The sequence below is a fragment of the Streptomyces sp. SYSU D01066-1 genome, from assembly GCF_054956795.1.
This window is the reverse complement of sequence record NZ_JBUDHV010000028.1, coordinates 1-25,529: the sequence shown is the minus strand read 5'-3', so window position 1 is coordinate 25,529 and position 25,529 is coordinate 1. Positions and strand designations below refer to the sequence as shown.

The 25,529-nt window shown below is 71.8% G+C and carries 28 protein-coding genes and 1 rRNA gene; 19 read left to right on the top strand and 10 right to left on the bottom strand.

Features of this window, described 5'->3' with window-relative positions:
- Nucleotide 1: 1 nt before the first annotated feature.
- Complete coding sequence (locus ACY1JF_RS23005; protein WP_462707098.1) at nucleotides 2-1,177, top strand: winged helix-turn-helix domain-containing protein; 1,176 nt, start codon at nucleotides 2-4, stop codon at nucleotides 1,175-1,177.
- 100 nt (nucleotides 1,178-1,277) lie between these two features.
- Here the strand turns inward: ACY1JF_RS23005 and ACY1JF_RS23000 are convergent, their stop codons facing one another.
- The 7 genes from ACY1JF_RS23000 to ACY1JF_RS22970 all read right to left on the bottom strand — a co-directional run bounded on the left by ACY1JF_RS23000 (nucleotide 1,278) and on the right by ACY1JF_RS22970 (nucleotide 9,561).
- Nucleotides 1,278-2,024, bottom strand: coding sequence for a response regulator (locus ACY1JF_RS23000; RefSeq protein WP_462707097.1), 747 nt, complete (start codon nucleotides 2,022-2,024; stop codon nucleotides 1,278-1,280).
- A 206-nt stretch (nucleotides 2,025-2,230) separates the two neighbouring features.
- On the bottom strand, nucleotides 2,231-2,920 hold the full coding sequence (hpf, locus tag ACY1JF_RS22995; protein ID WP_462707096.1) for a ribosome hibernation-promoting factor, HPF/YfiA family: 690 nt from the start codon (nucleotides 2,918-2,920) through the stop codon (nucleotides 2,231-2,233).
- 313 nt (nucleotides 2,921-3,233) lie between these two features.
- A complete protein-coding gene (locus tag ACY1JF_RS22990) occupies nucleotides 3,234-4,283 on the bottom strand; it encodes a ComF family protein (protein WP_462707095.1) in 1,050 nt (349 codons plus the stop codon).
- Nucleotides 4,284-4,519: 236 nt separating this feature from the next.
- On the bottom strand, nucleotides 4,520-6,355 hold the full coding sequence (locus ACY1JF_RS22985) for an LpqB family beta-propeller domain-containing protein (RefSeq protein ID WP_462707094.1): 1,836 nt from the start codon (nucleotides 6,353-6,355) through the stop codon (nucleotides 4,520-4,522).
- Nucleotides 6,345-8,387 (bottom strand): MtrAB system histidine kinase MtrB, encoded by a 2,043-nt coding sequence (gene mtrB / locus ACY1JF_RS22980; RefSeq protein ID WP_462707093.1) that lies wholly within the window; start codon nucleotides 8,385-8,387, stop codon nucleotides 6,345-6,347. Before mtrB ends, ACY1JF_RS22985 begins: the two co-directional genes overlap by 11 nt.
- A 1-nt stretch (nucleotide 8,388) precedes the next feature.
- Entirely contained in the window at nucleotides 8,389-9,078 is a 690-nt protein-coding gene (gene mtrA / locus ACY1JF_RS22975; RefSeq protein ID WP_003990656.1) for a two-component system response regulator MtrA, read from the bottom strand.
- Nucleotides 9,079-9,183: 105 nt separating this feature from the next.
- Nucleotides 9,184-9,561, bottom strand: a complete 378-nt coding sequence (locus ACY1JF_RS22970; protein WP_462707137.1) for a DUF6083 domain-containing protein — start codon at nucleotides 9,559-9,561, stop codon at nucleotides 9,184-9,186.
- A 696-nt stretch (nucleotides 9,562-10,257) separates the two neighbouring features.
- Between ACY1JF_RS22970 and ACY1JF_RS22965 the strand changes: the two genes are divergently transcribed.
- On the top strand, nucleotides 10,258-10,875 hold the full coding sequence (locus tag ACY1JF_RS22965) for a nuclease-related domain-containing protein (protein ID WP_462707092.1): 618 nt from the start codon (nucleotides 10,258-10,260) through the stop codon (nucleotides 10,873-10,875).
- Here the strand turns inward: ACY1JF_RS22965 and ACY1JF_RS22960 are convergent, their stop codons facing one another.
- Complete coding sequence (locus tag ACY1JF_RS22960) at nucleotides 10,876-11,634, bottom strand: GntR family transcriptional regulator (protein ID WP_462707091.1); 759 nt, start codon at nucleotides 11,632-11,634, stop codon at nucleotides 10,876-10,878. It abuts the gene before it with no gap.
- A 189-nt stretch (nucleotides 11,635-11,823) separates the two neighbouring features.
- Here ACY1JF_RS22960 and ACY1JF_RS22955 point away from each other — a divergent pair, with 189 nt between their 5' ends.
- The 12 genes from ACY1JF_RS22955 to ACY1JF_RS22900 all read left to right on the top strand — a co-directional run bounded on the left by ACY1JF_RS22955 (nucleotide 11,824) and on the right by ACY1JF_RS22900 (nucleotide 18,337).
- Nucleotides 11,824-12,156: an SCO3933 family regulatory protein gene (locus tag ACY1JF_RS22955; protein WP_462707090.1), complete on the top strand. Its 333-nt coding sequence runs from the start codon at nucleotides 11,824-11,826 to the stop codon at nucleotides 12,154-12,156.
- 2 nt (nucleotides 12,157-12,158) lie between these two features.
- Nucleotides 12,159-13,511, top strand: coding sequence for an FtsK/SpoIIIE domain-containing protein (locus ACY1JF_RS22950; RefSeq protein WP_462707089.1), 1,353 nt, complete (start codon nucleotides 12,159-12,161; stop codon nucleotides 13,509-13,511).
- Between the two features lie 17 nt (nucleotides 13,512-13,528).
- On the top strand, nucleotides 13,529-13,681 hold the full coding sequence (locus ACY1JF_RS22945) for a hypothetical protein (RefSeq protein ID WP_462707088.1): 153 nt from the start codon (nucleotides 13,529-13,531) through the stop codon (nucleotides 13,679-13,681).
- A 5-nt stretch (nucleotides 13,682-13,686) separates the two neighbouring features.
- Nucleotides 13,687-13,866, top strand: a complete 180-nt coding sequence (locus ACY1JF_RS22940; RefSeq protein WP_462707087.1) for a hypothetical protein — start codon at nucleotides 13,687-13,689, stop codon at nucleotides 13,864-13,866.
- A 25-nt stretch (nucleotides 13,867-13,891) separates the two neighbouring features.
- The gene (locus tag ACY1JF_RS22935) at nucleotides 13,892-14,536 is read left to right on the top strand and encodes a DUF2637 domain-containing protein (RefSeq protein WP_462707086.1); all 645 of its coding nucleotides are present in this window, start codon (nucleotides 13,892-13,894) and stop codon (nucleotides 14,534-14,536) included.
- Between the two features lie 14 nt (nucleotides 14,537-14,550).
- Nucleotides 14,551-14,733, top strand: a complete 183-nt coding sequence (locus ACY1JF_RS22930) for a mobile element transfer protein (protein ID WP_462707085.1) — start codon at nucleotides 14,551-14,553, stop codon at nucleotides 14,731-14,733.
- A gap of 15 nt (nucleotides 14,734-14,748) precedes the next feature.
- The gene (locus ACY1JF_RS22925) at nucleotides 14,749-15,036 is read left to right on the top strand and encodes a hypothetical protein (RefSeq protein ID WP_462707084.1); all 288 of its coding nucleotides are present in this window, start codon (nucleotides 14,749-14,751) and stop codon (nucleotides 15,034-15,036) included.
- A 93-nt stretch (nucleotides 15,037-15,129) separates the two neighbouring features.
- Nucleotides 15,130-15,324 carry a hypothetical protein gene (locus ACY1JF_RS22920; RefSeq protein ID WP_462707083.1) on the top strand — a complete coding sequence of 65 codons (195 nt, stop codon included), beginning with the start codon at nucleotides 15,130-15,132 and terminating at the stop codon, nucleotides 15,322-15,324.
- Nucleotides 15,325-15,329: 5 nt separating this feature from the next.
- On the top strand, nucleotides 15,330-15,518 hold the full coding sequence (locus ACY1JF_RS22915) for a hypothetical protein (protein ID WP_462707082.1): 189 nt from the start codon (nucleotides 15,330-15,332) through the stop codon (nucleotides 15,516-15,518).
- Between the two features lie 4 nt (nucleotides 15,519-15,522).
- Nucleotides 15,523-16,944, top strand: a complete 1,422-nt coding sequence (gene repSA / locus ACY1JF_RS22910) for a replication initiator protein RepSA (RefSeq protein ID WP_462707081.1) — start codon at nucleotides 15,523-15,525, stop codon at nucleotides 16,942-16,944.
- A complete protein-coding gene (locus ACY1JF_RS22905; RefSeq protein WP_462707080.1) occupies nucleotides 16,941-17,132 on the top strand; it encodes a helix-turn-helix domain-containing protein in 192 nt (63 codons plus the stop codon). The genes repSA and ACY1JF_RS22905 overlap by 4 nt, the downstream gene beginning before the upstream one ends.
- Nucleotides 17,132-18,337, top strand: coding sequence for a tyrosine-type recombinase/integrase (locus ACY1JF_RS22900; protein ID WP_462707079.1), 1,206 nt, complete (start codon nucleotides 17,132-17,134; stop codon nucleotides 18,335-18,337). The genes ACY1JF_RS22905 and ACY1JF_RS22900 overlap by 1 nt, the downstream gene beginning before the upstream one ends.
- Nucleotides 18,338-18,356: 19 nt before the next feature.
- Here ACY1JF_RS22900 and mtnA read toward each other — a convergent pair whose 3' ends face one another.
- Nucleotides 18,357-19,502, bottom strand: a complete 1,146-nt coding sequence (gene mtnA / locus ACY1JF_RS22895; RefSeq protein WP_462707078.1) for an S-methyl-5-thioribose-1-phosphate isomerase — start codon at nucleotides 19,500-19,502, stop codon at nucleotides 18,357-18,359.
- A gap of 140 nt (nucleotides 19,503-19,642) precedes the next feature.
- Between mtnA and ACY1JF_RS22890 the strand changes: the two genes are divergently transcribed.
- The 5 genes from ACY1JF_RS22890 to ACY1JF_RS22870 are packed head-to-tail and all read left to right on the top strand — an operon-like array spanning nucleotide 19,643 to nucleotide 25,337.
- Nucleotides 19,643-20,995 (top strand): glycerophosphoryl diester phosphodiesterase membrane domain-containing protein, encoded by a 1,353-nt coding sequence (locus ACY1JF_RS22890; protein ID WP_462707077.1) that lies wholly within the window; start codon nucleotides 19,643-19,645, stop codon nucleotides 20,993-20,995.
- Between the two features lie 4 nt (nucleotides 20,996-20,999).
- Nucleotides 21,000-21,773 (top strand): DUF4129 domain-containing protein, encoded by a 774-nt coding sequence (locus ACY1JF_RS22885; protein WP_462707076.1) that lies wholly within the window; start codon nucleotides 21,000-21,002, stop codon nucleotides 21,771-21,773.
- Entirely contained in the window at nucleotides 21,770-23,038 is a 1,269-nt protein-coding gene (locus ACY1JF_RS22880) for a DUF4350 domain-containing protein (protein ID WP_462707075.1), read from the top strand. Before ACY1JF_RS22885 ends, ACY1JF_RS22880 begins: the two co-directional genes overlap by 4 nt.
- Complete coding sequence (locus ACY1JF_RS22875) at nucleotides 23,038-24,027, top strand: AAA family ATPase (protein WP_462707074.1); 990 nt, start codon at nucleotides 23,038-23,040, stop codon at nucleotides 24,025-24,027. Before ACY1JF_RS22880 ends, ACY1JF_RS22875 begins: the two co-directional genes overlap by 1 nt.
- Complete coding sequence (locus ACY1JF_RS22870; protein ID WP_462707073.1) at nucleotides 24,027-25,337, top strand: DUF58 domain-containing protein; 1,311 nt, start codon at nucleotides 24,027-24,029, stop codon at nucleotides 25,335-25,337. The genes ACY1JF_RS22875 and ACY1JF_RS22870 overlap by 1 nt, the downstream gene beginning before the upstream one ends.
- 100 nt (nucleotides 25,338-25,437) lie before the next feature.
- On the opposite strand, the gene rrf is transcribed toward ACY1JF_RS22870, so the two are convergent.
- Nucleotides 25,438-25,529, bottom strand: a 5S ribosomal RNA gene (gene rrf, locus ACY1JF_RS22865); the annotation flags it as partial.

The following is a 25,529-nucleotide window of genomic DNA, read 5'->3' as shown; positions in this document are numbered from 1 at the left end:
TATGACGACCTTCCCGCGCGCTGTCACGGACCTGTCGGCGGACGAGGCCCGCCGCATCGCCCTGCGGGCCCAGGGCTTCCTCGGCGCCCCCGACCGCCGTGCCGGTGTCCGCGGTGTCCTCCGTCATCTGGGCGCGATCCAGCTCGACACCATCTCGGTCCTCGCCCGCTCCCACGAGCTCGTGCCGTACGCCCGCCTGGGCGCGGTGGGCCGCCAGGCGGTCGAGGACGCCTACTGGACGGGCGCCCACGCCTTCGAGTACTGGTCGCACGCCGCCTGTGTGCTGCCCATCGAGGAGTGGCCGCACTTCGCGTTCCGCCGCCGCGCCTACCGGGCCCGCCCGCACTGGAACCACGACCTGCCCGCCGGCGCCTACGACCAGGTGATCAAGCAGCTCCGCGCCGAGGGCCCGCTGACCGCCACGGAGCTGGGCGGCGCCAAGCGGACCAGCGAGTGGTGGGACTGGTCGGGCGAGAAGGTCGCCGTCGAACGCGCGCTGATGTACGGCGAAGTGGTCTGCGTCGAGCGCCGCGGCTGGAAGCGGGTCTACGACCTGGCCGAGCGCGCCGTCCCGGAGGAACTGCTGCACGACCGGCTGGACGACACCGAGTGCCTGCGCCGCCTGGTCCGCCTGGCCGGGCGGTCCCTGGGCGTCGGCACCCGCGCGGACCTCGCGGACTACCACCGTCTCAAGGCCGAGCAGGTCGACGCGGTGATCGCCGACTCGGGTCTGGTGCCGGTCACGGTGGCGGGCTGGTCCAGGCCGGCCTGGGCCGACCCCGAGGCCCTTCGGACACCGCCGCGCGGCCGTCACCGCACGACACTGCTGTCCCCCTTCGACTCCCTGGTCTGGGAGCGGGCCCGCACCGAGCGGATCTTCGGCTTCACCCACCGCCTGGAGGCGTACGTCCCCCGGCAGAAGCGGGTGCACGGCTACTACGCGATGCCCGTCCTGGCCGGCGGCCGGCTGGTCGGCCGGGTGGACCCGGCCCGCGAGGGCCGCACGCTGGTGGCCAAGCAGGTCACGCTGGACGGCCGCAAGGCGGTCCCGGCGGTGGCTCAGGCCCTGGTGGAGGCGGCGGGCTGGGTGGACTGCACGGACGTGCGGGTGGAAAGGGTGGCCGCGCCGGAACTGCGCGAGCCGCTCACCGGGGAACTGGCCCGTCTCCTGGCCTGAACCGAGGCCGCCGGCCCCACCGGAAGCGCCCGCCGGACACCCGTCGGGCTCCGCCGGGCCCCGTCGGGTCCGTCGGACCCCGTCAAAAAAGGACCGCCGGTCAGCGGATCTCGAGGATCTTCTCCCGCATCGCGTAGACCACCGCTTCCATCCGGGAGTGCAGTTGCAGCTTCTCCAGGATGTTGCGCACATGGTTCTTCACGGTGTTCTCGGAGATGAACAGCTCCTTGGCGATGTCACGGTTGTTCATCCCGGTGGCGACGAGCTTGAGGACTTCCAGTTCCCGGTCGGTGAGCCGCGGCGCGGGCACCAGCCGGCGTTCGTCGGTGCGCTGGATCATCGATTTGAACTCGGTGAGCAGTTTCGACGCCATGGAGGGGCTGATCTGCGACTGCCCGTCGGCGACCGCGCGGATGGCGGTGGCCACCTCGTCGGTCGAGATCTCCTTGAGGAGGTAACCGGTGGCGCCCGCCTTGATCGCGTCGTAGAGGTCGGCCTCCTCGTCGCTGATCGTCAGCATGATGATCTTCGCACTGGGGGCCACCTCCTTGATGGAGGTACACGCCTCGATACCGCCCCGCCTGGGCATCCGCACGTCCATCAGCACGATGTCCGGAAGCAGGTCGGCGGCCTTCTCGACGGCCTCGGCGCCGTCACCCGCCTCCCCGACGACCTGGATGTCCTCCTCGGCGGCGAGCACGATCTCCAGACCGCGGCGGAACAGGGCGTGATCGTCCACGACCAGGACCCTGATCGGCTCCTTGCGTGGAGTGCCCGCCTCCGGGCCCATGCCGACGACGCCGTCGCCGGCATCCCCGTCCCGCATCGGTCCGAAGCTGTCCGCCATCGTTCCTCCCCCTGAAGGCTGTGGCCATGAAACCCGGGCCAGCGCCAACCCAAGGCAACGGCCCACCGGTTGGGCCGTTGCGGCCATGATTTCATGCCCGGCCGACTTCGAGACGACGGCGCAGGGCGCGAACGGGGTCGCACACCGGTGCCCCTGGGGGCGCACACGCGCTCCGGGGGCACCGGCCGTGCCGCGCGCCGATGAGGTCAGCCGCCGAGCGCCCCGCCCGCCTCGGGCGAGGGCGTCTGGGTGACCATCGTGTCGGTCCTCAGGTGGATCACGCCGTAGTCGTACGCGTGCCGCCGGTAGACGACACTGGGCTCCTTGGTCTCGGAGTCGACGAAGAGATAGAAGTCGTGCCCGACCAGCTCCATCTCGTAGAGCGCCTGGTCAAGGCTCATCGGGGCGGCCACGTGGGTCTTCTCGCGCACGACGAGCGGCCCGTCGCCCTGGACCTCCAGCGAACCGATCTTCTTGGTGGGTACGCCGTCCTGGTCCTGTTCGTCGACGCCGCCGTTTCCGTTGAGCGTCGCCACGCCCGGGATGTGGTCGGGGACCTCGGCGGCCGAGATACGGCGCGGGCCGCGCCGCGAGAAACGCTTGTCGTGCTGCTTGCGCAGCCGGGCCCCGAGCTTCTCCGCCGCCAGGTCGAGCGCCGCGTACGGATCGCTCGCCGCTGCCTCCGCCCGGATCACCGGACCGCGGGAGCGGAGCGTGATCTCCACTCGGTCGCAGCGGTCGGCCTGTCGGGGGTTGGGCTCCTTGGACACCTCGACGTCGAGGCTGATCACCTTGCCATCGAGCTTCTGGATCTTCTCCAGGTTCAGCTTGTCGGCCACGTGCTTCCGGAACCGCTCGGGCACCTCGGTCTTGCGGCCCTTGACGACGATGTCCACGCAGAACTCCGTTCCCGGATCACTCCGCTCAGCTCGCGGAGCTCTCCTTTTCGCACCAGATTCCGGTGGGCCCGGAACCTCGGACTTCGGTGACGCCCACCTCCTCCCCCAAGGGCGAGATCTCCACTCCACCGATGCGGGTGATTTCCGAATGGGCCCGCGACTCGGTATTCGGGCAAGAGAGGTGTGGCCTGCGGCTTTCCCTCACGACCGAACATATCTCGCCCGGACGGATGCCGTCACCCTCTACAGCTCCCTACCTCCGTTCAAGCGAATTCATTCCCTTATCACCTGCAACGACGAACGTCCTCAGTCAGTTCCGGTTTATTTCAAAGGACTCCGGCGGAGCCGCGATCACAGCCGCTTGGATCACGCCACGGACGGTGTCACCGTCTCGCTTTCCGCCCGTCGTTCCCGGCCCCGCGGGCACCGCGTCCGCCCTCACTTCCGTCACTCCGCTTCTCCGTTCCCCTCTGCCTTCCCGCACCGCTCCGGGATACACGGACGGCGTCACCGTTCTGTACGGACGGGTCCCCGCTTCCCGCTCAGCCACCCCTGCCGCCGACCGCACGGCACGTGCCGCCTCGGCGAGGGACGCCCCCGTGGTCACCAGGTCGTCGACGAGCACGACCGGCCCGCCGTCGCACAGCAGCCGGGCGGCACCGGGAACCACGGCCAGCGCCCCGGCGAGGTTGTCCGCCCGCTGCCGGGAGCCGAGCCCCGACTGGTCGGCCACGGCACGCCGCTGCCGCAGTACGGCCGCCACCCGGGCCGGTGTTCCCGTCCGGCGCAGCTCACCCGCCGCCGCCAGCGCGATGCGCCGCGTCGGATCGTGCCCCCGCGCCCGCACCGCCCGGCGCGCGGACGGCACGGGGACCAGCAGCACCGGCCGTGTCCCGCCCCGGGCGTCCCACGTCCGCGACGCCTCCGTCCTCGGCCACTGCGCGCTCACGCTCGCGTCAGCCCGCACCCGCGGGGCCGGCCGGGACAACCGGTCCGAGCAGCCCGGCGGGGCCGGCCGGGCCGCCCGGTCGGCCCCGCCCCGCGGGGCGGGGCCGTCCTCCCGCGCCCGGCACAGTCCCGCCCGCACCGCGCCCGCCAGGGCCGCGCCGAGCGGCCCCGCCAGGGCCAGCGCTCCTCTCTCCTTGTGAGCCAGCAGCACCGCCCGCACCTCGTCGGCGTACGCCGCCACCGCGTGCACCACCGGCAGTCCGGGCGGCTCCGGCACCGGCCGCACCCGGCGCGGCGCGCCCCCGCCGAGCACGGCACGGCACTCGCCGCACAGCACCGTGCGCGGCCTGCCGCACCCTGCGCACTCGGTCGGCAGTACCAGGTCGGTGAGGTCCTGCCACCAGCCCCGCATGTCCCCCACTGTGCCGCCCGCCGCACAGCCCTGCCAGCCCTGTGGAAAACCGCGGCCGCCGCGTCTGCCGGCCTGTGGACGACTCCAGCCACCAGCGACAACACCGCAGGCCGGCTCCCCCGCCCCCGAACAACCGCCCACCGACCGCCGACCGACCGCCCACCGACCGCCGACCGCCTTCACCCGGGCTCACCCCGGACTCCCCGGACCCTCCAAACCCTCCGGACTCCCCGGACTCACCCCGGATAGACCGGCGCCGTCCCCTTCGTGACCTTCTGCCACTGCATCCCGGACGGCAGCCGGACGATCCCGTCCTCCGAGTACGCGACCAGCGGAACCCGGTCGTCCTCGGACGCGGCGATGTCCTCCACCCCGGTGAGCGCGGCCGGCGCCGATGTCTCCGGCGCGGAGCCGTCGACCTGGACGTACCCGATCTGCTGGACGCCCCCACGTTCACGCCCGACCACCACGAGGCGGCTGTCGCCGGCCCAGGACATGGCCGTGACCTCCTCCAACTCGGGGGTCGCCGACCGCAGTTCCCGTACCGTCGGCGGGTCGCCGGCCTCCGCCCCCCGCTCGATCCGCCCGATGAACAGCGACCGGTCGCCGTCCTTCTCCACGACCAGCGCGATCCGCACCCCGTCGGCGGCCACCCGCACCGCCTGGACCCGCCCGTCCAGTCCCGAGACGCGTACCTCCGCCGGCTCCTCCGAGCCCTTCTCCAGCACCAGGAGCCGCGGATCGTCCGGGTTCCGGTCGGCGACCCACAGGTCGCCCCGCGCGTCCCAGCTCGGCGGCGCCAGCCGCTCGTCCTCCGCCGCCCCCTGGCTGACCAGCACGGGCTCCCCGAGCGAACCGCCCGGCACCAGCGATCCGACATACAGCGACCTGGCGTCGGCCCCGACCCCGGCCGCCGTGTGCTCGTCGCGCGACACCGCCACCGACCGCAGGGCCGTACCGCCCTCGCCCAGCGCCCCCGGGACGGGCTCGGCCACCGTGGCGTTGCCCCCGGACGGCAGCCGTACCAGACGCTGCTCGTCGTCGACGAAGTACAGGTAGTCCGGGTGCTCGGCCGAACCGCGGGCCGCGACCGCTTCGGCCCGGTCATCGGTGAGCGAGCACAACTTCTTCTCGCCGGAGCGCAGTTCGACCTCGTCCACCGCCGGTGTCAGGCCCTGCAGCGTGAACAGCAGCTGCGTGGCCATCTCGGCGCACTCCTCGGCACCGGCCCGGGCGGCCTTGCCGTTCAGCGGCACCGTCAGCTTGCTGTGTTCGTCGGGGGTCAGCGCGGTGACGTCCTTCGCCAGGTCCGAATCGTCGGGGAAGCTCGACCGGACGGCGGATCCGAGCGAACTCGTCGGCCCGTCGAGGAGAGAACGCACGGCCTGCGCCAGGGGTTCCACGCGCCGCCGCACGTAGACGGGATCGGCGACGGCCGTGGCCCGCGCCGCGCCTGCGGCGGCGTCCTCCGCCCCGCCGTCCGAGGCGAAGTAGTACTTGTTGACGGACATGTAGTTGCGCTGGAAGTCCGACTTGCCCATGACGACACCGGAAGGCGGCGCGTCGATGCGCCACTGCCCCGTCCCGGTGTCCCGCGTGAGGTGCACCGGCTGCCGGTAGTCGCCCTCGGCGGGAGCGTACGACTGCTGCGCGTCCACGGTGGCGACCCTGGTGCCGGTGAGGGTGACCGAGTAGTCGTTGCCCTCCTCGCGGCTCCCCGCGGGGTCGACCACGGTGCCCGGCCCGTCCGCGAGCACCGTCGTGGACCGCTTCGGCCGCCAGCTCTTGGCGGCCTTGCCGGTCAGGTACTTCCGCGCCGTCTCGTAGTCCGGGTCGTCACTGGTCAGCGCCTCCAGGAAACCCTGCACGATGTCCGTGGCCGAGGCGTCCTTCGCCGGCGGCATCGCGAAGACCCGCACCTGGGTGTCCTGCCGCGGCGTCGACGCCACGTCCCGCAGGTCTCCGCTGTCGGGCATCGACGCGCACCCCGCCAGCAGTACGGCGCCACAGGCGGCGTACACCGCCGCGCGGGCCGGCGCCGTCCGCCGGGCCGCCTCACGGTCAGCGCCCACGAGTCCCCTCCCCTTGCCTGTTCGAGTCCTCGGACCCGGTGACCGTACGGCTCACCTCCGGCAGACCGGCGCGGCCCTCCTGGTTCCGGGCCTCCGGCACGTGCCGGGGCACCACCCGCGCGCCGCTGCCGGGCAGCGCCGTCGGATCGGCCGTGGGAACCGCCGCGCCCGGCCGGGGCGGGATCGCGTCCCGGCACGGGGCCACCGCCTGGACCGGCCCGGTGACCACCCGGTCCGCGGCGGACGGCGGTCCCGCGTCGTCGGGTCCCCGGTTGCGCCGGGAGTCGCTGGGCTCCAGCGGGATCGGCGAGCCCCGCAGCGGCTCGTCGGCGGTCCTGGGCAGGGTCAGCCGGAACTGCGACCCGCCGCCCGGCTCGCCCCACGCCTGGAGCCAGCCGCCGTGCAGCCGCGCGTCCTCCAGGGCGATGGACAGCCCCAGTCCCGTACCGCCGGTGGTACGCGCGCGTGCCGGGTCGGCCCGCCAGAAGCGGCTGAAGACCCGGGTCGCCTCACCGGGCTTGAGCCCCACGCCGTAGTCGCGCACCGCCACCGCCACGGCCCCGCCCGCCGCGGCGAGCTTGACGACGACGTCCTTGCCGTCACCGTGTTCGACAGCGTTGACCACGAGGTTGCGCAGCACCCGCTCCACCCGCCGGCTGTCGGCCTCGGCGACGACGGGCTGCTGGTCACCGACCACCCGCAGGCGCGTCCCCTTGCGCTCCGCGAGCGGCTCGGCTCCGCTGACCACCCGCCGCACGACCTCCCTGAGGTCGATCGGCTCCGCCTCCAGCGCCGCCGCGCCCGCGTCGAACCGGCTGATCTCCAACAGGTCCGCGAGCAGCGTCTCGAACCGGTCCAGCTGGTCGGCGAGCAGCTCCGCCGACCGCGCGGTCACCGGATCGAAGTCCGCGCGCGCGTCATGGATGACATCGGCCGCCATCCGCACGGTCGTCAGCGGCGTCCGCAGTTCGTGCGACACGTCCGACACGAACCGCCGCTGCATCCGCGACAGGTCCTCCAGCTGGTTGATCTTCAACTGGAGGTTCTGCGCCATCTTGTTGAAGGCCTCGCCGAGCCGTGCGATGTCGTCCTCGCCGGTGACCTTCATCCGTTCCTGCAGCTTCCCGGTGGACAGCCGCTCGGCGATGCTCGCCGCCATCCGTACGGGCGTCACGACCTGCCGCACGACCAGCCAGGCGATCGCCCCGAGCAGCACGACGACGAACAGCCCCGCCGTCGCCAAGGTGCCCTTCACCAGACTCAGCGACTTCTCCTCCTGGGTGAGCGGGAAGAGGTAGTACAGCTGGTACGGCTGGCCGTTCGGGTCGTTGACCCGCTTGCCGATCACCAGTGCCGGCTGGGAGTCCTGGGCGGAGTTGTAGACGATGCGGGTGTAGCTCTGCGCCGCGACCGTGCTGCTGTCGACCCGCTCCCGCAGTTCCTCCGGCACGCTGGACGACGGGTCGACCAGACCGGAGGCACGCGGCCCGCGCCCGCCGCCGCTCTCGCCGCCGACGGGCAGCGTGACCACGTCGAAGGCGCCCTGGCCACCACTGGAGAGCGACTTCACCAGGTCACTCATCCACTGGATGACGTTCTGCGCGGGACGGCCGTCCACCGAGGTGGCGTCGTCGCCCGTCACGGCCGCCGACTCCTCGGCCTTCTGCTTGGCCACCGCGAACCCGCCGGTGGCCTGCGACTGCGAGGCCTTCACCTTGGCGTCCAGCAGCCCGTTGCGGACCTGCCCGATGACCACGAAACCGAGCAGCAGGACGACACCCAGCGACATCAGCAGGGTGGTGACGACGACCTTGAGCTGGATGTTGCGCCGCCACAACCGCATCACGGGCAGCAACGGCCGCCGCACCCAGCGCATGACGAGGCGGAGCACGGGGCTGCCCTGCACGCCGCCGTTCAACAGCCCGCCCTCCAGCAGGCGTCCCCAGCGGGAGCCGGCCGGCTTGCGGCCGACAGGCCGCCCGGCGCGGGCCCCGGACGTTCCGGGCGCCGAAGCGGCACTGTCCCCGGACACGTCAGCTCGGCCCCGCCTTGTAACCGACGCCCCGGACGGTCACCACGATCTCCGGCTTCTCGGGGTCCTTCTCGACCTTGCTGCGCAGCCGCTGCACATGCACGTTGACCAGCCGCGTGTCCGCCGCGTGCCGGTAACCCCACACCTGCTCCAGGAGCACCTCACGCGTGAAGACCTGCCACGGCTTACGGGCCAGCGCCACCAGCAGATCGAACTCCAGCGGCGTCAGCGCGATCGACTGCCCGTCCCGCTTCACGGAGTGCCCGGCCACGTCGATGACCAGGTCGCCTATGGCGAGCTGCTCCGGCGCCGGTTCCTCCGACCTCCGCAGCCTGGCCCTGATCCGGGCCACCAGCTCCTTCGGCTTGAACGGCTTCACGATGTAGTCGTCCGCGCCCGACTCCAGGCCCACGACCACATCGACGGTGTCGCTCTTGGCCGTCAGCATCACGATCGGCACCCCGGACTCCGCCCTGATCAGACGGCACACCTCGATCCCGTCCCGGCCCGGCAGCATCAGATCCAGCAGCACCAGATCGGGCTTGCTCTCCCGGAAGGCGGCCAGCGCCTTGTCGCCGTCGGCTACGAAAGACGGCTCAAAACCCTCACCACGCAGCACGATGCCGAGCATCTCGGCCAGTGCGGTGTCGTCGTCGACGACAAGGACTCGTCCCTTCATAAACGACATCATCCCATTCTCATAACGGACACAGACGCGCAGGTGAGGCAGGTCACTGGCCTGTGACGATAGTCGTAGGGGACCGTCACTGTCTGCCCCGGTCCGCCGACGTTGATGTCAGGGAAGGATGTCAGGCGTTTCTGCATGCTCAGCAGGGCAGAGGAACGCGTGAGCCGGGACGATGGGATCACTGGGCAACGGATCGATGGCTCGGACTCGGACAGCGATCACGATCGGCGCGTACGAGGTGGGGGCCTTCATGAGGCGCCACCGGTAGCGCTCGGGGACTCGCTTGGCCGGCAGCTCGACGGTCGCCAGGTCGACCCAGCGGTCATAGCAGGTCGGGTACCTGCGAACCACCGCGTGACACCTGCGGCACGTCGACGGTCCGCTCAGTTCCAGGTCGTCGTCATCCGGCGTCGGGCACGGTGGCGCTGTCGCCCCTTCGACCGCCGCAAGGTCGTTTGCCAGTCGGTTCCAGCACTCTTCGCACATCTCGGCCATGAGATCGATGTGGCCGCGACTGGTGACTGTGGGTTCGCGCCTCAAACAGAGCTGACATGGGCTTCGACCGCTTGCGACCGCCATGCGCCCGATAGTGAGCGAATGCACCATGATGTCGGTAGGGCGCGAATTGGCCTTTTTAGCAGCTCACACCCGCCCTACCGGCCTCACCCACCACTCACCCCAGCTTCCATCCCGTCCGCCGTCGACCCACACACCGTGGAGCGGGCGTGGTTCAGGGCGTCCAGGTGGAGCGCGCCACTGTACGAACGACCTGGACGCCCTGGGCCGCGTCTGCTCGGCTCTGCCTGGGTCGACGGTGGACGGGATGGAAGCTCCCCGCGCACGCCACCTACGGACCTGCGGCCGGGAACGGCGCCCCCTCCATCCCGGTGCCGGCCGATCCCCCGCCGGAGGCATCGCCTTGACCTGTAGGCGCTCTACGGTGATCGACTCATGTACACCGGCGCTTGCAGCAGTGGGCGCGCGTCGGCGCAGCGCGGGCGGAGCGGGCCGAAGGCAGGAGCGGCGCCCGGAGCGGAGCCGGGAGCGCGCCCGGCGGAGCGGAGCGCAGCCGGGGCTTGATGAGGTAGAGAAATCTGTAACAGATCCTGGCCAAGACGGGTCTTGGAACTGGTCATGCCTCCGTGATGGTCTTGGGGAGTGGGCCATGGCCAAGGAGGTGCGGTGCAGCCGTTAGCTGGTGATCTGGCACTGAACAGACCAGGCGACGCGGTGCGTCGAAAGATCCTCGAACTGCAACCGAATCCAGTGCTGCGGCTGATCGACCGTTGGCGGCCCGGCTCGGAGATCCGTAGTTGGTCGGATGGCCTCACCGGCGAGTTGCTGACGGCCCGGCGACTGCGCCGGCTCCGCAGCCGGGGTTGGTCCACCCTTCACGCCATCCAGTGGGCGAGCGGCGCCGACATCGATCACCTTGCCATTGGTCCCGCCGGCGTCTTCGCGATCAACTCCAAACGGCATCGCGGCAAGTCCATCTGGTACGGCGACGCGGCCATGACCGTGAACGGTGCTCCCACTCGCCACATCGCCATCAGCCAATCGGAGGCACGCCGCATATCTCGTACCTTGTCCCGACGCTGCGGTGTCGACGTACCCGTCCGTCCCGTGATTTCTGTCGTGCATGCGGCGAAAGTCACCGTCAAGCGCGCGAACCCGCCCGTCCTGGTGCTGGCCGTTGATGATCTCGTGCGGGTCTTGTCCGGGCTGTCGCCAACGCTGTCCGCCGATCAGGTTGCCCGGATCTACGGTGTGGCGCGGAAACCTGACACCTGGGTTGGTTGATCAGGCGTCGAAGTCGTACTCAAGGACGTACGCAGCAGAGTCGAGGATCATCTCGTTCACCTCGACGGGGCGTCCTTCCTCCGCGAAGGCGGTACGACAAATCATGATTACCGGTGTGCCCATAGCGAGTTGTAGGCGCTGTGCCTCTTGCTGCGACGGCATCCGGCAACGGATCTCCTCGCGGAAGTGCACTGGCTTGTAACCGAGCTCAGCCAGCCGCGCGTACGTGCCACCGGGGCCGGTGTCCTCCTGTGTGATCGCTGAACCTGCCACCAGATCCGCAGGAAGGTAGGACGTGGCCAGAAGGACGGGCTTGTCGTCCAGTACGAAGCGGCGGCTTCGCACGCACACCGCCGCCTCGGTGGGCATGTCGAATACCTGGCTGATGCGTTCCGGCGCGGGAGACTCGGACACCTGAAGCTGGTCCACGACCAGGTTGCGGTTCTCGATGTCTGCCGACCAGATCGAACGCCCGGAACCCCACTGCTCACGGGACAGTCGTTGTATGCCCCGGCGCCTCAGCGGTTTGAAATCGCGCACGAACACGCCGGCGCCCTTCCGGGACTCGACCAGACCCTCGTTCTGAAGCACTCCAAGAGCCTGCCGTGCGGTCATGCGAGCCACCTCGTAGGTGGCCATGAGGTCGTTCTCCCCTGGTAGCCGCTCGCCTGGGCCGTACTCGCCGGCCTGGATCGCTTCCCTCAGCTCGTCGGCAATGCGCTGGTACTTCGGCTGGCGCCCGCTGCCCTGGGTGGCCATGTGATCCCTCCTTTCCTCTCTAGACACCTTAGGCGGAGTTGCGTCGCTCGACATACCTGCGGCTGGCCCTCTACCACCACACGGAGACATCTCTAGAGACGTGTTGACATCTCTAGAGATCCGGCGTTCCATGGAGGCATCTCTAGAGAGGTTGCTCACAAGGGGCGCCTCAGGGATGAGAGGACAGTTATGCCGTCGTTCAAGATCGACCTTTCGACCGCCATCGTGTTCGTGGCGACCGCGCCGGAACCGAAGATGGCCAACAAGAAGACCGGTGAGCGGGCCGTGGACCGGGACACCGGCGCCGGCCTGTCGACCGTGGGTCTGCTGATCTCGGACGAGGGGGAGGGCAACCTCTACCAGGTGACCGTGCCCGAGACGGGTGTCCCGCAGGACCTCGTGCCGGGTACGCCGGTGGCGGTGACCGGGCTGAAGGCGCGGGACTGGGAGAACGAGTTCAACGGCCAGAAGCGCCACGGCATCGCGTTCCGCGCGGTCGCGGTCACCCCGCTGGGGGCCTGACCATGACCGACCTGTCGCTGTGGCTGGAAGCCACGGGAGCGTTGGCGGGCGCCGGCGGTGTCGGCTACGCCAAGCACCGTGCGCCGCGCGTGTACTGGTCGCTGGTGGGTCTGCCGGTGACGTGGGGCCGGTTCACCTGGTCCTACCGCTCCACGATGGAGGTGTGCGGGCTGACGGTGCAGCCGTCCGGCTTCCGCGCTTTCATGACCCGGAACCTGGCTCGCCGTGAGGTGCGGCCGGTGCCGCCGAAGGTTCGCCGTTTCCGTCCGGTGTCGACCGGGCTGCGGGTCACCCTGCGGCTGCCGGCCGGTCTGGAGCCCGCCGACGTGGCCGCTTCGTGTGAGCGGCTGCGGCACGCCTTCGGTGTCCAGTCGGTCACCGTCGCGGAGACCAAGCCCGGCTTCGTGGAACTGCGGATGACCGGCTACGACGTGCTGCGCCGGGTCCGTCTGCCGCGTCGGGCTCAGCCTCGTGACCTGGTGGTGCCGGTGGCGCTGCGCGAGGACGGCACGGTCTTTGAGCGGGATTACCGCAAGGTGCCGATGGCGCTGACCGTGGGCGCCACGCTGTCGGGCAAGTCCGTCTACCAGCGCAACCTGGTCATGGGCTTGGCCAAACTCCCGGTGGGTCTGGTCGGGATCGACTGCAAGCGGGGTGTGGAGCACAGCCGGTACGCGCCTCGTCTGTCGGCGCTGGCCACGGATCCGGACATGGCCGGGCGCCTGGTAGACGCCCTGGTGCTGGAGATGGGCGAGCGGTTCGATCTCCTCGCCCTGTACGGCGTCTCGGACATGTGGGACCTGCCTGAGCATCTGCGGCCGGTGCCGCTGGTCGTCCTGATCGACGAGGTGGCAGAACTGTTCCTCGTCACCTCCAAGAAGGAGGAAGCGGCCCGCGACCACACGGTGATGCAGCTCGTGCGCCTGGCGCAGATGGCCCGCGCGGTCGGCATCTATCTGGAGGTGTGCGGGCAGCGCTTCGGCTCCGACCTCGGCAGGGGCGCCACCGCGTTGCGGGCGCAGCTCACCGGCCGGGTGGTCCACCGCGTGAACGACAAGCAGACGGCGGAAATGGGCCTGGGCGACATCGCCCCGGATGCGGTAATGGCCGCTACCTCGATCCGGGCGGACCGGCCCGGCGTCGCGGTGGCCGGTGACACCTCCGGTGGCTGGTCGCGTATCCGCACCCCGGAGACCTCCCCGGCTCAGGCGGCGGCCATCTGCCGCGACTTCGCCCACCTCACCCCGGACCTGCCGTTCCTCGCCCCGTTCCGGCCGGCCACCCCGGTCGTGCCGCCCGCGCGGCCCGTGCCCCCGAAGCCGACCGTCCCGCCGCTGGTGCCGCCACAGCCCTGACGTGAAGGGAGATCGTGATGAGTGTGATCCCGTTCCCGGAGCCTGACCCGCGTCCGGTGGACCCGCTGGAATCGGCCCTGCTGTCCGCGCTGAACAACTCGCCGGACGTCATGGACGACTACCAGGACGAACCGCCCGAGGACGCCACCGACTCGCCTTGGGCCTGGTGAACGACATGGCCGGACGTAAGCCGACCGCCCCTCGGACGCCCCCGACCGTGCCGTGCCCGGCCTGCAAGGGCATCGGTGAGGTCTCCCGACCGGTCCAGGTCGGCCGCAAGCGCCGCACGGTCGGCCGCCAGACCGGCATCTGCCTGAGCTGCCTCGGCGCCGGCGAACTCCCCGCCGAGAACTGACTCCCGGAAAGGAGGTGAACACCCAGTGTTCCGTTCGCTGCGTCCCCGCGTCGACGCCGTACTGATCCAGGCCGTGATCGCCGGTGCGCTGTCCTTCGCCCACCTGCACGACCTGGCTGAGGCCGCCGGACAGACCGGCTGGAAAGCATGGGCCTACCCGGTCAGCGTCGACCTGCTGCTGGTCGCCGTGTGGCGACGCCTGCGTACCGAGCGCTCGAAGCTGGCCTGGTTCTGGTTCCTGGTCGCCCTGGTGGCCTCCCTCGGTGCGAACATCGCGACCGCCGGACTCCTCGACCTGAAGCAGGTCCCGGCCTGGCTGCGCATCCTCGTCGCCGGCTGGCCCGCGCTCGCCTTCCTCGGCGGCACCCTGCTCGCCCACGCCCCGACCGATCCCGCCCCGGCGCCCGCGCCCCGGCCGGTGTCGGTCGTCGACCGCCCCGAGCCGCCCGCCCCGGATCCCGAGCCGTTCCCGGACCCGGCCCCGGAACCGGTCCCGGCACTGCCGAAAACTGCCCGCCCGCCGGTGCCCCCGGCCCTGGTCGACCACGCCCGCAAGGTCGCGACCGACCACCGCGCCCGCACCGGCACGGACATCGACACCGCCACTCTGCGCGCCCGCCTAGGCGTCCCGGAAGAACTCGCCGGCGCGATCGTCGCCCAACTCACCTAACAGGAGGTGATCCCGTGCGCCCGAACCGCTTCTACGACGTGATCCGTGTCGGTCCCGTCCAGGTCGGCACCTACAACAACGGCCGTGGCCAGACCCGGCACACCGCCGCGTGCACCGCACCGAACTGCGGCTTCTCCACCGAACACCGCGACCGCTCCGCCGCCGAACTCGCCGCCCGCACCCACCGCTGCACCTGAAAGGAGGCGACAGCCGTGCAGTTGCCCGAAGACCAGATCCGCGCCGGACACATCCCCGCCGACCTCTACCGGCAGATCCCGCCCGGCACCGACCTGCGCCGCGTCGTGATCGTCCAGCAGGCCCCGCGCTCCTACAAGGGACCCATCTGCATGACGCTCGTCGTCGTCGCCGGATCGGTCGCGCTGCTGCTGGTCATCGCCTTCGTCGTCCAGGTCGTCGCCGGCGCTGCCGTCGCGGTCCTGTCGGCCACCGGCGGACTCACCTACACGATCAACCGCGCCACCAAGCACAAGCCCAAGTAACGCCCGTCCGGGGCGGCATCCGTCGCCAAACATCCGCCGCCCCGGACGGTCCACCGCTTCCCGATCTTCCGATCCGAAAGGGCTGTCCTCATCATGCATCACCACGACCCGTTCGCCGCCCGTATCTGCCCGCACTGCGACGGCTTCGCCACCGTGGCCATCGACCGCGGGACCCGCGACCGCGACGGGCAGCGCAACACGGTCCGCATCGACTGCCCCGCCTGCTGGGGCTGGGGCGTCTACCCCCGCATGCCGCGTCGCCTGTTCCGCGCGCCGGCCGCGAGGTGACCGCCATGACCGACCTGACCCCGACCCAGGACCGGCCCGGCCTCCACGTCGCCAAGCCGTCCCCCAACGCCCCCGCCACCGGCTTCGCCGTGTGCCACTGCGGCGCCCGCGCCACCGCCACCGGCGACGACCAGGTGAAGGCCATGGTCGACGGCTGGAACACCCACCACGGCTCCGCCCACAACAAGGGGTGACCGCGTGAACGACACCGCCACCATGGCGGGCCTGGACCCGGCCACCCTCGCCGACGTGCTGAGGCTGGCCGGGTCCACCGGCTTCGACCGTATCCAAGACCAGATCCGCCGTACCGGCGGCTGCTCCGACCCGATCCACCTGCACGGCTCCACCGTCACCCGCGACGCCACCACCGGCACGGTGCTGCACGCCTACTCCACCGACACCGAACCCGGCGGACGCCTCCGCGTCGCCTGCGGCAACCGGCGCGCCTCGCGCTGCCCGTCCTGCGCCTGGACCTACGCCGGCGACACCTACCACCTCATCCGGGCCGGCCTCGTCGGCGACCCGGCCAAGGGCACCCCCGACACGATCCGCGATCACCCCCGCGTCTTCGCCACCCTCACCGCCCCCTCCTTCGGCCCCGTCCACAACCGCCCCGGCACCCGGCCCTGCCGCTGCGGCACCCACCACCAGGAGGACGCCCCCGAACTCGGCACCCCGCTCGACCCCGACCGGTACGACTACGCGGGCGCGGTGCTGTGGAACAACCACGCATCCGACCTGTGGCGCTACTTCACGATCTACCTCCGCCGAGAGATCGCCCGACGGGCCGGACTCACCCAGAAGGAAGCACACGCACAGTCCTGCGTCGCCTTCGGCAAGGTCGCGGAGTACCAGAAGCGCGGCGCCGTGCACTTCCATGCCGTGATCCGCCTCGACGGCCCGGACGGCCCCGACTCCCCGCCGCCGGCCTGGGCCACCCTCGACCTGCTCACCGACGCCATCCGCGCCGCCGCCGCCCGCGTCGAGGTCGACGTGCCCCCGGCTTCCTACCAGCCGGACCCCGACCAGCCCGCCCGCACGGAACCTGCCCGCACCCTGCGCTGGGGCGAGCAGCTCGACGTACGCCCCATCCGGGCCTTCGGGGACGGCGAGGAGATCAGCGAACAGGCCGTGGCCTCCTACGTCGCCAAGTACGCCACCAAGGCCGCCGAGACCACCGGCACCGTGGACCGCCGCATCGGCAACAAAGAGGCCCTCGCCCTGCTCGGCGTGCCCGACCACCCGGCCCGGCTCATCGCCGCCTGCCTCGACCTCCACCCGCTCTACCCGGACCGCAAGCTCCGCGACTGGGCCCACATGCTCGGCTTCCGCGGCCACTTCTCCACGAAGTCCCGCCGCTACTCGACCACCCTCGGCGCCCTGCGCCAAGTCCGTGCCGACTACCGCGCCGCCCAGCAGCGCCAGGCGCTCGGCCTGCCCGACCCCGACGACACGGAGGCAACCACCCTGACCCTCGCCCACTGGACCTACGCCGGCCACGGACACACCCCCGGCGAATCCTGGCTCGCCGCCAACATCCGCCGGGAGATCCAGCACAACCGGGAGATCTCGCGCGAGGAACTACCCGCCTTGCTCGCCCTGGAAGGAGCCGCCGCATGACCACCGCACCGCCGCCCGCGCTGCTGACTGTCCCTGAGGTCATGGCGCGGCTCAAGTACGGCCGTTCCAAGGTCTACGACCTCATCCGCACGAAGCGGCTCCACTCCTTCACTGAAGGCCGTTGCCGACGCATACCTGAGAGCGCAGTTGCGGAGTACATCCGTACGCGGCTGGAGGAGACCGACTGATGCCGCGTCGCAAGCGGAACCCCAACGGCTCCGGGACGGTCACGAAACGTGCTGACGGTCGCTACCAGGCCGCTGTGTACGTCCTCCAGCCGGACGGCACGGTGAAGCGGAAGTACGCCTATGGCCGCAGCTTCGACGAGTGTGACAGGAAGCGTCGCGAGCTGATCGACCGGGCAAGCGGTGGCATCCCGACCCCGACGCGCGACATGACCTTGGGGCAGTGGTTCGACTACTGGCTAGAGATCGTGGTCAAGCCCAACTTGGCGCACAACAGCTACCGGACGTACGAGACAGCCGTGCGGCATCACCTGCGCCCCCGCCTGGGCTCAAAGGTCATGCTGAAGTTGGGCGTCAAGGAGCTACGCGGGGCCGTACAGCAACTCGCAGAGGACGAAGGGGCCAAGACTGCTAAGCGGGCGCTGCGGGTCCTCTCAGCGGCGCTCACGGCCGCGATGGTCGAGGACATCGGGCTCACCCGCAACGTGGCCAAGCTCGTCCACGTACGCGCGACGACGAACAGCGGCAAGAGCTGGGACGCCGTGACGGTCCTCCGCTTCCTCGCCGCCGCTCGCCGGCTCACGCCGTACTACCCGGCGTTCTTGCTGCTCTGCCTCCTCGGTCTGCGCCGGGCTGAGGTGTGCGGCCTGCGGTGGGAGAACATCGACCTCGACAACCGGGTGATCTGGGTGGAGCAGCAACGGCAGCGGAGCAGCGCCGGCACCATCGACGCGGACCTGAAGACGGACACGTCCAAGGCCCCGTTGCCGCTGCCCGCTCAGTGCATCGCTCCGCTGCGCTGGTCCCGGATGCGCGCGGCCTGGCTCCGGGAACGAGCAGCCGCCCGCGGGCTCCCCTGGTTCGAGGACCCGGAAGCGCACGTCTTCGTCACCCGCACCGGCCGGCCCCTCCAGGCGGCGCACCTGTACATCGTCATGCAACGCGTCATCGAGAAGGAGCGGCTCGGACACATGAACCCGAAGGGGCTTCGCAAGTCCTGCGGCACGCTCCTGGTGCACCTCCGGGTGCACCCGCGCATCGTCAAGACGATCCTTCGGCACAGCAGGATCTCAACGACGATGGACATCTACGCCGAATCCCTCGACCCCGACGTGATCCAGGCCGTGGGACAGCTCGACCGGCTCCTTCGGCAGCCGGCCCGACTGCGCGAACTGGAGGCTGCCCACACGGCTTCCGAAGCCGCTTGATGTCACCCCGTCGGCCCCGTCAGGCCTCCGTCACCCGACGCGCCCGCGCGGCGCACAGCCCGGCCAGGGCCTCCGCCGTCACCGGCGAGACCACGCCCTCCTCCGTGACGACCGCCGTCACCAGCTCGGGCGGGGTCACGTCGAACGCCGGGTTGTACGCCTGCGTCCCCAAGGGGGCGACCGGAACGCCGCTGCCCGCCCCGGGCACCGGCACCTGAGGCACCGACACCTCCGTCACCTCGTACGCGGGCCGCTGCTCCACCTCGATGGCCGCCCCGTCCGCCGTGTCCGGGTCCACCGTCGTCAACGGCGCCACCACGATGAACGGCACGTGGTGGTACCGGGCCAGCACCGCCAGCGGATAACTCCCCACCTTGTTCGCCACCGACCCGTCCGCCGCGATCCGGTCCGCCCCGATCAGCACCGCGTCCACCTCACCGGCCGCGAACAGCGAACCCGCCGCGTTGTCGGTGAGCAACGTGTACGCCATGCCGTTGCGGGCCGCCTCGTACGCCGTGAGCCGGGCGCCCTGCAGCAACGGCCGCGTCTCGTCCACCCACAGCCGCCGCAGGCGTCCCGCCCGGTGCGCCGCGAGCGCCACCGCGAACGCCGTGCCCTCGCCGCCGGACACCAGCGACCCGGTGTTGCAGTGGGTGAGGACGCGGTGCCCGCCCCCGGGCAGCAGCTCGTCCAGCAGCGCCAGCCCGTGCGCGGCCATGCGGGCGCTGGCCTCGGCGTCCTCCCGGTGCAGCGCCCGCGCCGCGGCCAGCGCCGCCTCGGCGGCCTGCGGGGCACCGCCGCCCCGGGCGAGCACGGCCCGGTGGGCGGCGTGCGCCCGGCGCACGCCGACGGCCAGATTCACCGCGGTGGGACGGGCCCCCGCCAGCGCGTGCGCGGCGTCGTCCACGTCGTAGCCCCGCGCGGCGGCGAGCGCGACACCGTACGCACCGGCGATACCGAGCAGCGGCGCCCCGCGCACGGCGAGCGAACGGATCGCCTCCACCAGCGCGGGCGCGTCCGTACAGACCAGTTCGACCTCCTCGGCCGGCAGCCTGGTCTGGTCCAGCAGGACCAGGACCGGTCCCTCGGGTGGTTCCTCCCAGCGGAGGGCCGGTATGTCGGTCGGCCGCTTGTCCTCGCCGGTCTGCGCGCACTGATCAGCCATGCGGTCAGTCTTCCCCCTATCCGGCGGACAATTGAAGGTGCGCAGCACCTACCGCGGCCGGTCACCGTCCGGCCACCCCATGGCACGATGGCTGCCAACCTGCCGCCGCGACCGCGGACGGGCACCGTGAAGGAGCGACGATGAACGACACTCCGGGCTGGACCTCGCCCGGATCCGCCCCGTCCGACGGGCGGCAGCCCGGCGCGTCCGGCCCCGCCGGCCGCCCCGACCAGCCGGCGGGCCAGCCCGGCGCGGACCCGGCGGGCCCCGGCACGAAGTGGTCCTCGGAGCAGCCGCCACCCGGCCAGTGGTCCGCGCCCGCGGGTTCCACGGGCACCGGCCAGACCCCACCGCCTCCGCCGCCTCCCGGCCCCGGCTGGGGCACCCCGCCCCCGGGCCACGGCCCCCAGGGTCCCCAGAGCCCGTACGGCCCCGGCGGTCCCGCGGGCCCCGGCGGCGGCTGGGGCGGCGGGTACGGCGGCTGGGGGGCGGGCTGGGGCGGCCCGCCGCCCGCGGCCAAGCCCGGGGTCATCCCGCTGCGCCCGCTCGGCGTCGGTGAGATCCTCGACGGCGCGGTCTCCACCATGCGCGCCTACTGGCGCACGGTCCTCGGCATCTCGCTGACCGTCGCGGTCGTCACGCAGGTCATCGTCGTCCTGCTCCAGGGCCTGTTCCTGGACAGCGCGAGCACCGACGCCCTGAACGACCCCGACGCGACCCTCAGCGAACTGGGCGACGCGATGGCCGGCACCATGATCAGCTCGGTCGTCCTCTTCGTGGTCTCCCTGGTCGGCACGGTCGTGGCGACCGCCTTGCTGACGACCGTCACCAGCCGCGCCGTCCTCGGCAGGTCGGTGACCACCGGCGAAGCCTGGCGCGACGCCCGTCCTCAGGTACTGAGGCTGTTCGGCCTGGTCCTCCTGCTGCTGGTCATCACCGCCGGGATCGTCGCGGTCGGCGCCCTGCCCGGAATCGTCGTCGGCGTCACAGCGGGCGGGGGAGCCGCCATCGCACTCGGCGTCCTCGGCGTCCTCGCCGCCATGGTCGTCGCCGGATGGCTCATGATCCGTTTCTCCCTGGCCTCGCCCGCGCTGATGCTGGAGAAGCAGGGCATCGTGAAGGCGATGAGCCGCTCCACCAAGCTCGTACAGGGCTCCTGGTGGCGGACCTTCGGCATCCAGCTGCTGGCCACGATCATCGCCAACGTCGTCGCGTCGATCGTCGTCATCCCCTTCACCTTCCTCGCCGCGGCCTTCAGCGGCGACGGGATCGGCGGTCTGGTCAACGGCAGCGGCGGCCTCGGCTGGACCTTCCTCGTGATCAGCGGGATCGGCTCGGTGATCGGCTCCATGATCACTTTCCCGATCACGGCAGGGGTCACCGTGCTCCTCTACATCGACCAGCGCATCCGCCGCGAGGCCCTCGACCTCGAACTGGCCCGCGCCGCCGGCGTCCAGGGATACGGCGCTCCCGGCACGACCCCGGGGAGCTGATGCGGTGAGCAGGACGGGGGGAGTCCTCACCGAGGTGCTGCCGCACACCGCCGTACGGGCCCTGCTGAACTCCGGCCGCGGTCTGGCGCCGGCGCTGTCGCGCTCCGACGACGGACCACCGCTGACGACACCACGCGACCCCGCCCGGGAGGCGGCCCGGCGCGAGCTGGCCAAGCGCGTGTACCACGAGAACGACCCCAGCTGGTTCCACCGCGCCCTCAACGCCTTCTGGGAATGGCTCGACGACCTGTTCAGCGCCGTCTCCGCCGCGACTCCCGGAGGAACACTCGGGCTGGTCGTCGTCATCGCCGCCGTCGCACTGGTCGCCGCCGCCCTCTGGTGGCGGCTGGGCACCCCCCGCCGGGAGCCCGGCACCAGCGCCTCCCTCTTCGACGACCGCCCCCGCAGCGCCGCCGAACACCGCTCCGCGGCCGAGGCACACGCCGCCCAGGGCCACTGGAACCAGGCCGTCCAGGAACGCATGCGGGCCATCGTCCGGTCCCTGGAGGAACGCGCCCTCCTCGACCCGCGTCCCGGCCGCACCGCCGACGAGGCGGCCGCCGAGGCCGGCCGGGCCCTGCCCGTCCACGGCGACCGGCTCCGCGCCGCGGCCCGCTCCTTCGACGACGTCACGTACGGCGGCCGGACGGCGACCGAGCAGGCGTACCGGCGCGTCGCCGTACTCGACCACGACCTGGAACGCACCCGGCCCCAGACGGCGAGCAGCACCACCGCCCGCGGCACGGACCACCACACCCGCCGGGGAGCCGCCGGATGACCACCGAGGCCACGCTCCCGTCCACCTCGGCCTCGCCCACCGCCCGCCACCTGTGGACCCGCACGCGCGGCATCGCACTCGCCCTCGTCCTGCTCCTCGCGGGGGCCGTCGCGATCGCCGTCGTCCGCTCCGACGCCCGGCACGGCGAACTCGACCCGCGCTCGGCCGACCCCTACGGCAGCCGGGCCGTCGCCGAACTCCTCGCCGACCGGGGCGTGACCACCCGCGTGGTCACCACCCTGGCCGAGGCGCGCGCCACCACCGGCCCGGACACCACCCTCCTGGTCGCCGCCCCCGACCTCCTGACCCAATCCCAGCAGACCCGGCTGCGCTCGGCCGCCGCCGGCTCCGGCGGACGCACCGTCCTGGTGGCCCCCGGCAGCGCGTCCGTCGAGCGCCTCGCCCCCGGCGTCACCGCCGACCCCGCGCTCAGCCTCGACCCGACGCTGTCCCCGGGCACCGGCTGCGACCTCCCCGCCGCCCGGCGCGCGGGCACCGCCGACACCGGCGGTCACCGCTACACCACCACCCGCCCCGACGCCGACACGTGCTACCGCAGCCAGCGTCTGGCCACCCTCCTGCGCCTCCCGGAACCGGCCGCCGAGCAGCCGTCCCAGGACTCTTCCGGAGAAGCCCCCGGAAACGAGTCCGCGGACACCTCCGCGGGCGACACGATCGTCCTCGGCGCCCCCGACATCCTCCTCAACGACCGCCTCGCCGAGCACGGCAACGCCTCGCTCGCCCTCCAACTCCTGGGTTCCCGCCCGCATCTGGTCTGGTACCTCCCCTCCCTCTCCGACACCACCGCCGCGGACGACGGGGAACGCGGCCTCTTCGACCTGCTCCCCTCCGGCTGGCTCTGGGGCACCCTGCAACTCTTCGTCGCCGCGGCCGTCGCCGCCCTGTGGCGGGCACGCCGCCTCGGCCCCCTCGTCCCCGAAAAACTCCCCGTGGCCGTCCGCGCCTCCGAAACCGTCGAAGGCCGCGCCCGCCTCTACCGCAAGGTGAACGCCCGCGACCGCGCCGCCGCCGCTCTTCGCTCCACCACCCGCACACGCCTCGCCCCCCTGGTAGGCATCCCCGTGCCCCAGGCGCACACGCCCGAGGTCCTGCTCCCGGCCCTGTCCGCCCACCTCCACGGCGCCCAGGAGACCGGGCCGTCCCCGCACACCCTCCTCTTCGGCCCGCCGCCCGGCGACGACGCGGCCCTCGTCTCCCTCGCCGGACAGCTCGACGAACTCGAAAGGCAGGTACGCCGTCCATGATGGACCCGACCACTGACAACGCCGGGCCGGCCGGGAACCCGGGCGACCCCCGCGCGTCCCTCGAGGCCCTGCGCGCGGAGATCGCCAAGGCCGTGGTCGGCCAGGACGCCGCCGTGACCGGCCTCGTCGTGGCACTGCTCTGCCGCGGCCACGTCCTCCTCGAAGGCGTCCCCGGCGTCGCCAAGACCCTCCTGGTCCGCGCCCTCGCCGCCTCCCTCCGCCTGGAGACGAAGCGCGTGCAGTTCACCCCGGACCTGATGCCGAGCGACGTCACCGGCTCACTCGTCTACGACGCCCGCACGGCCGAGTTCTCCTTCCAGCCCGGCCCGGTCTTCACCAACCTGTTCCTCGCCGACGAGATCAACCGCACCCCGCCGAAGACCCAGTCCTCCCTCCTCGAAGCGATGGAGGAACGCCAGGTCACCGTCGACGGCACCCCCCGCCCCCTCCCCGACCCGTTCCTGGTCGCGGCCACCCAGAACCCGGTCGAGTACGAGGGCACCTACCCCCTCCCCGAAGCCCAGCTGGACCGCTTCCTCCTCAAACTCACGATCCCCCTCCCCTCCCGCCAGAACGAGATCGACGTCCTCACCCGCCACGCCTCGGGCTTCAACCCGCACGACCTGCGCGCCGCCGGAGTACGCCCCGTGGCGAGCGCCGCCGACCTGGAATCCGCCCGCGCCGAGGTCGCCAAGACCACCGTCTCCTCCGAGATCACGGCCTACGTCGTCGACATCTGCCGCGCGACCCGCGAGTCCCCGTCCCTCTCCCTCGGCGTCTCCCCGCGCGGTGCCACGGCCCTCCTCGCCACCGCCCGCGCCTGGGCCTGGCTGACCGGCCGCGACTACGTCACCCCGGACGACGTGAAGGCCCTGGCCCCGCCCACACTCCGTCACCGCGTACGGCTCCGCCCGGAGGCCGAGATGGAGGGCGTGACCGCCGACTCCGTCATCCACGCGATCCTCGCCAACGTCCCCGTTCCCCGCTGATGGCACCCACCGGTCGCGCCGCGCTCCTCGCGGCTCTGTGCTCCCTCCCCGTCGGCATCTGGGAACCCGGCTGGACGGGCATCCTCGCGGTCAACGGCCCTCTAGCCCTGGCCTGCGCCTGCGACTACGCCCTGGCCGCCCCCGTGCGCCGTCTGCGCCTCTCCCGCTCCGGCGACACCTCCGTGCGCCTGGGGGAGAGCGCCGACATCAGCCTCACGGTCACCAACCCTTCCAACCGGCCGCTCCGCGCCCGCCTTCGTGACGCCTGGCCCCCCAGCTGCCGGCGACCGGGCACCGAATCCACCGCCTCCCGCCAGGAGCTGACCGTCCCACCGGGCGAACGCCGGCGCACCACCACGCGCCTCCGGCCGACCCGTCGCGGCGACCACCAGGCCGACCGCGTGACGATCCGTTCCTACGGTCCCCTGGGTCTCTTCACCCGCCAGGCCACCCACAAGGTCCCCTGGACGGTACGGGTCCTCCCGCCGTTCACCAGCCGCAGGCACCTTCCCTCCAAGCTGGCGCGTCTGCGCGGACTCGACGGCCGCACCAGCGTCCTCACCCGAGGCGAGGGCACGGAGTTCGACAGCCTGCGCGAGTACGTCCCCGGTGACGACACCCGGTCCATCGACTGGCGTGCCACAGCCCGCCAGACCACGGTCGCCGTACGTACCTGGCGCCCCGAACGCGATCGCCACGTACTCATCGTCCTCGACACCGGCCGAACCTCCGCCGGCCGTGTGGACGACGCTCCGCGCCTGGACTCCTCCATGGACGCGGCGCTGCTCCTGGCCGCCCTGGCCACCCGCGCCGGGGACCGCGTGGATCTCCTCGCCTACGACCGCCGTGTACGCGCCCTGGTTCAGGGCCGCACCGCGGGCGACGTCCTGCCGTCGCTGGTCAGCGCCATGGCGACGCTGGAATCCGAACTGGTCGAGACCGATGCCCGCGGCCTCGCCGCCACCGTCCTCCGCACGGCTCCCCGCCGGTCCCTGGTCGTCCTGCTCACCACCCTGGACGCGGCCCCCATCGAGGAGGGCCTCCTCCCCGTACTCCCACAGCTCACCCAGCGCCATACGGTCCTGCTCGCCTCGGTGGCAGACCCGCACGTAGCCCGAATGGCCACGTCACGTGGCACCACGGATTCCGTTTATGAGGCCGCAGCCGCCGCCCAGTCCCAGGCCGAACGCCATCGCACCGCGGACCAGCTCCGCCGCCACGGCGTCACGATCGTCGACGCCACCCCTGAAGAACTCGCACCGGCCCTCGCCGACGCCTACCTCGCCCTCAAATCCGCAGGGCGTCTCTAGCCATAACGAAAAAGGGGCCACGAGGGCCCCTTCAATCACATCTGCCGAACAACGCAGAAAACCCCCGCACCGGAAGGTGCGGGGGTTTTCTCCAATAATTGTTCGGCGGCGTCCTACTCTCCCACAGGGTCCCCCCTGCAGTACCATCGGCGCTGTAAGGCTTAGCTTCCGGGTTCGGAATGTAACCGGGCG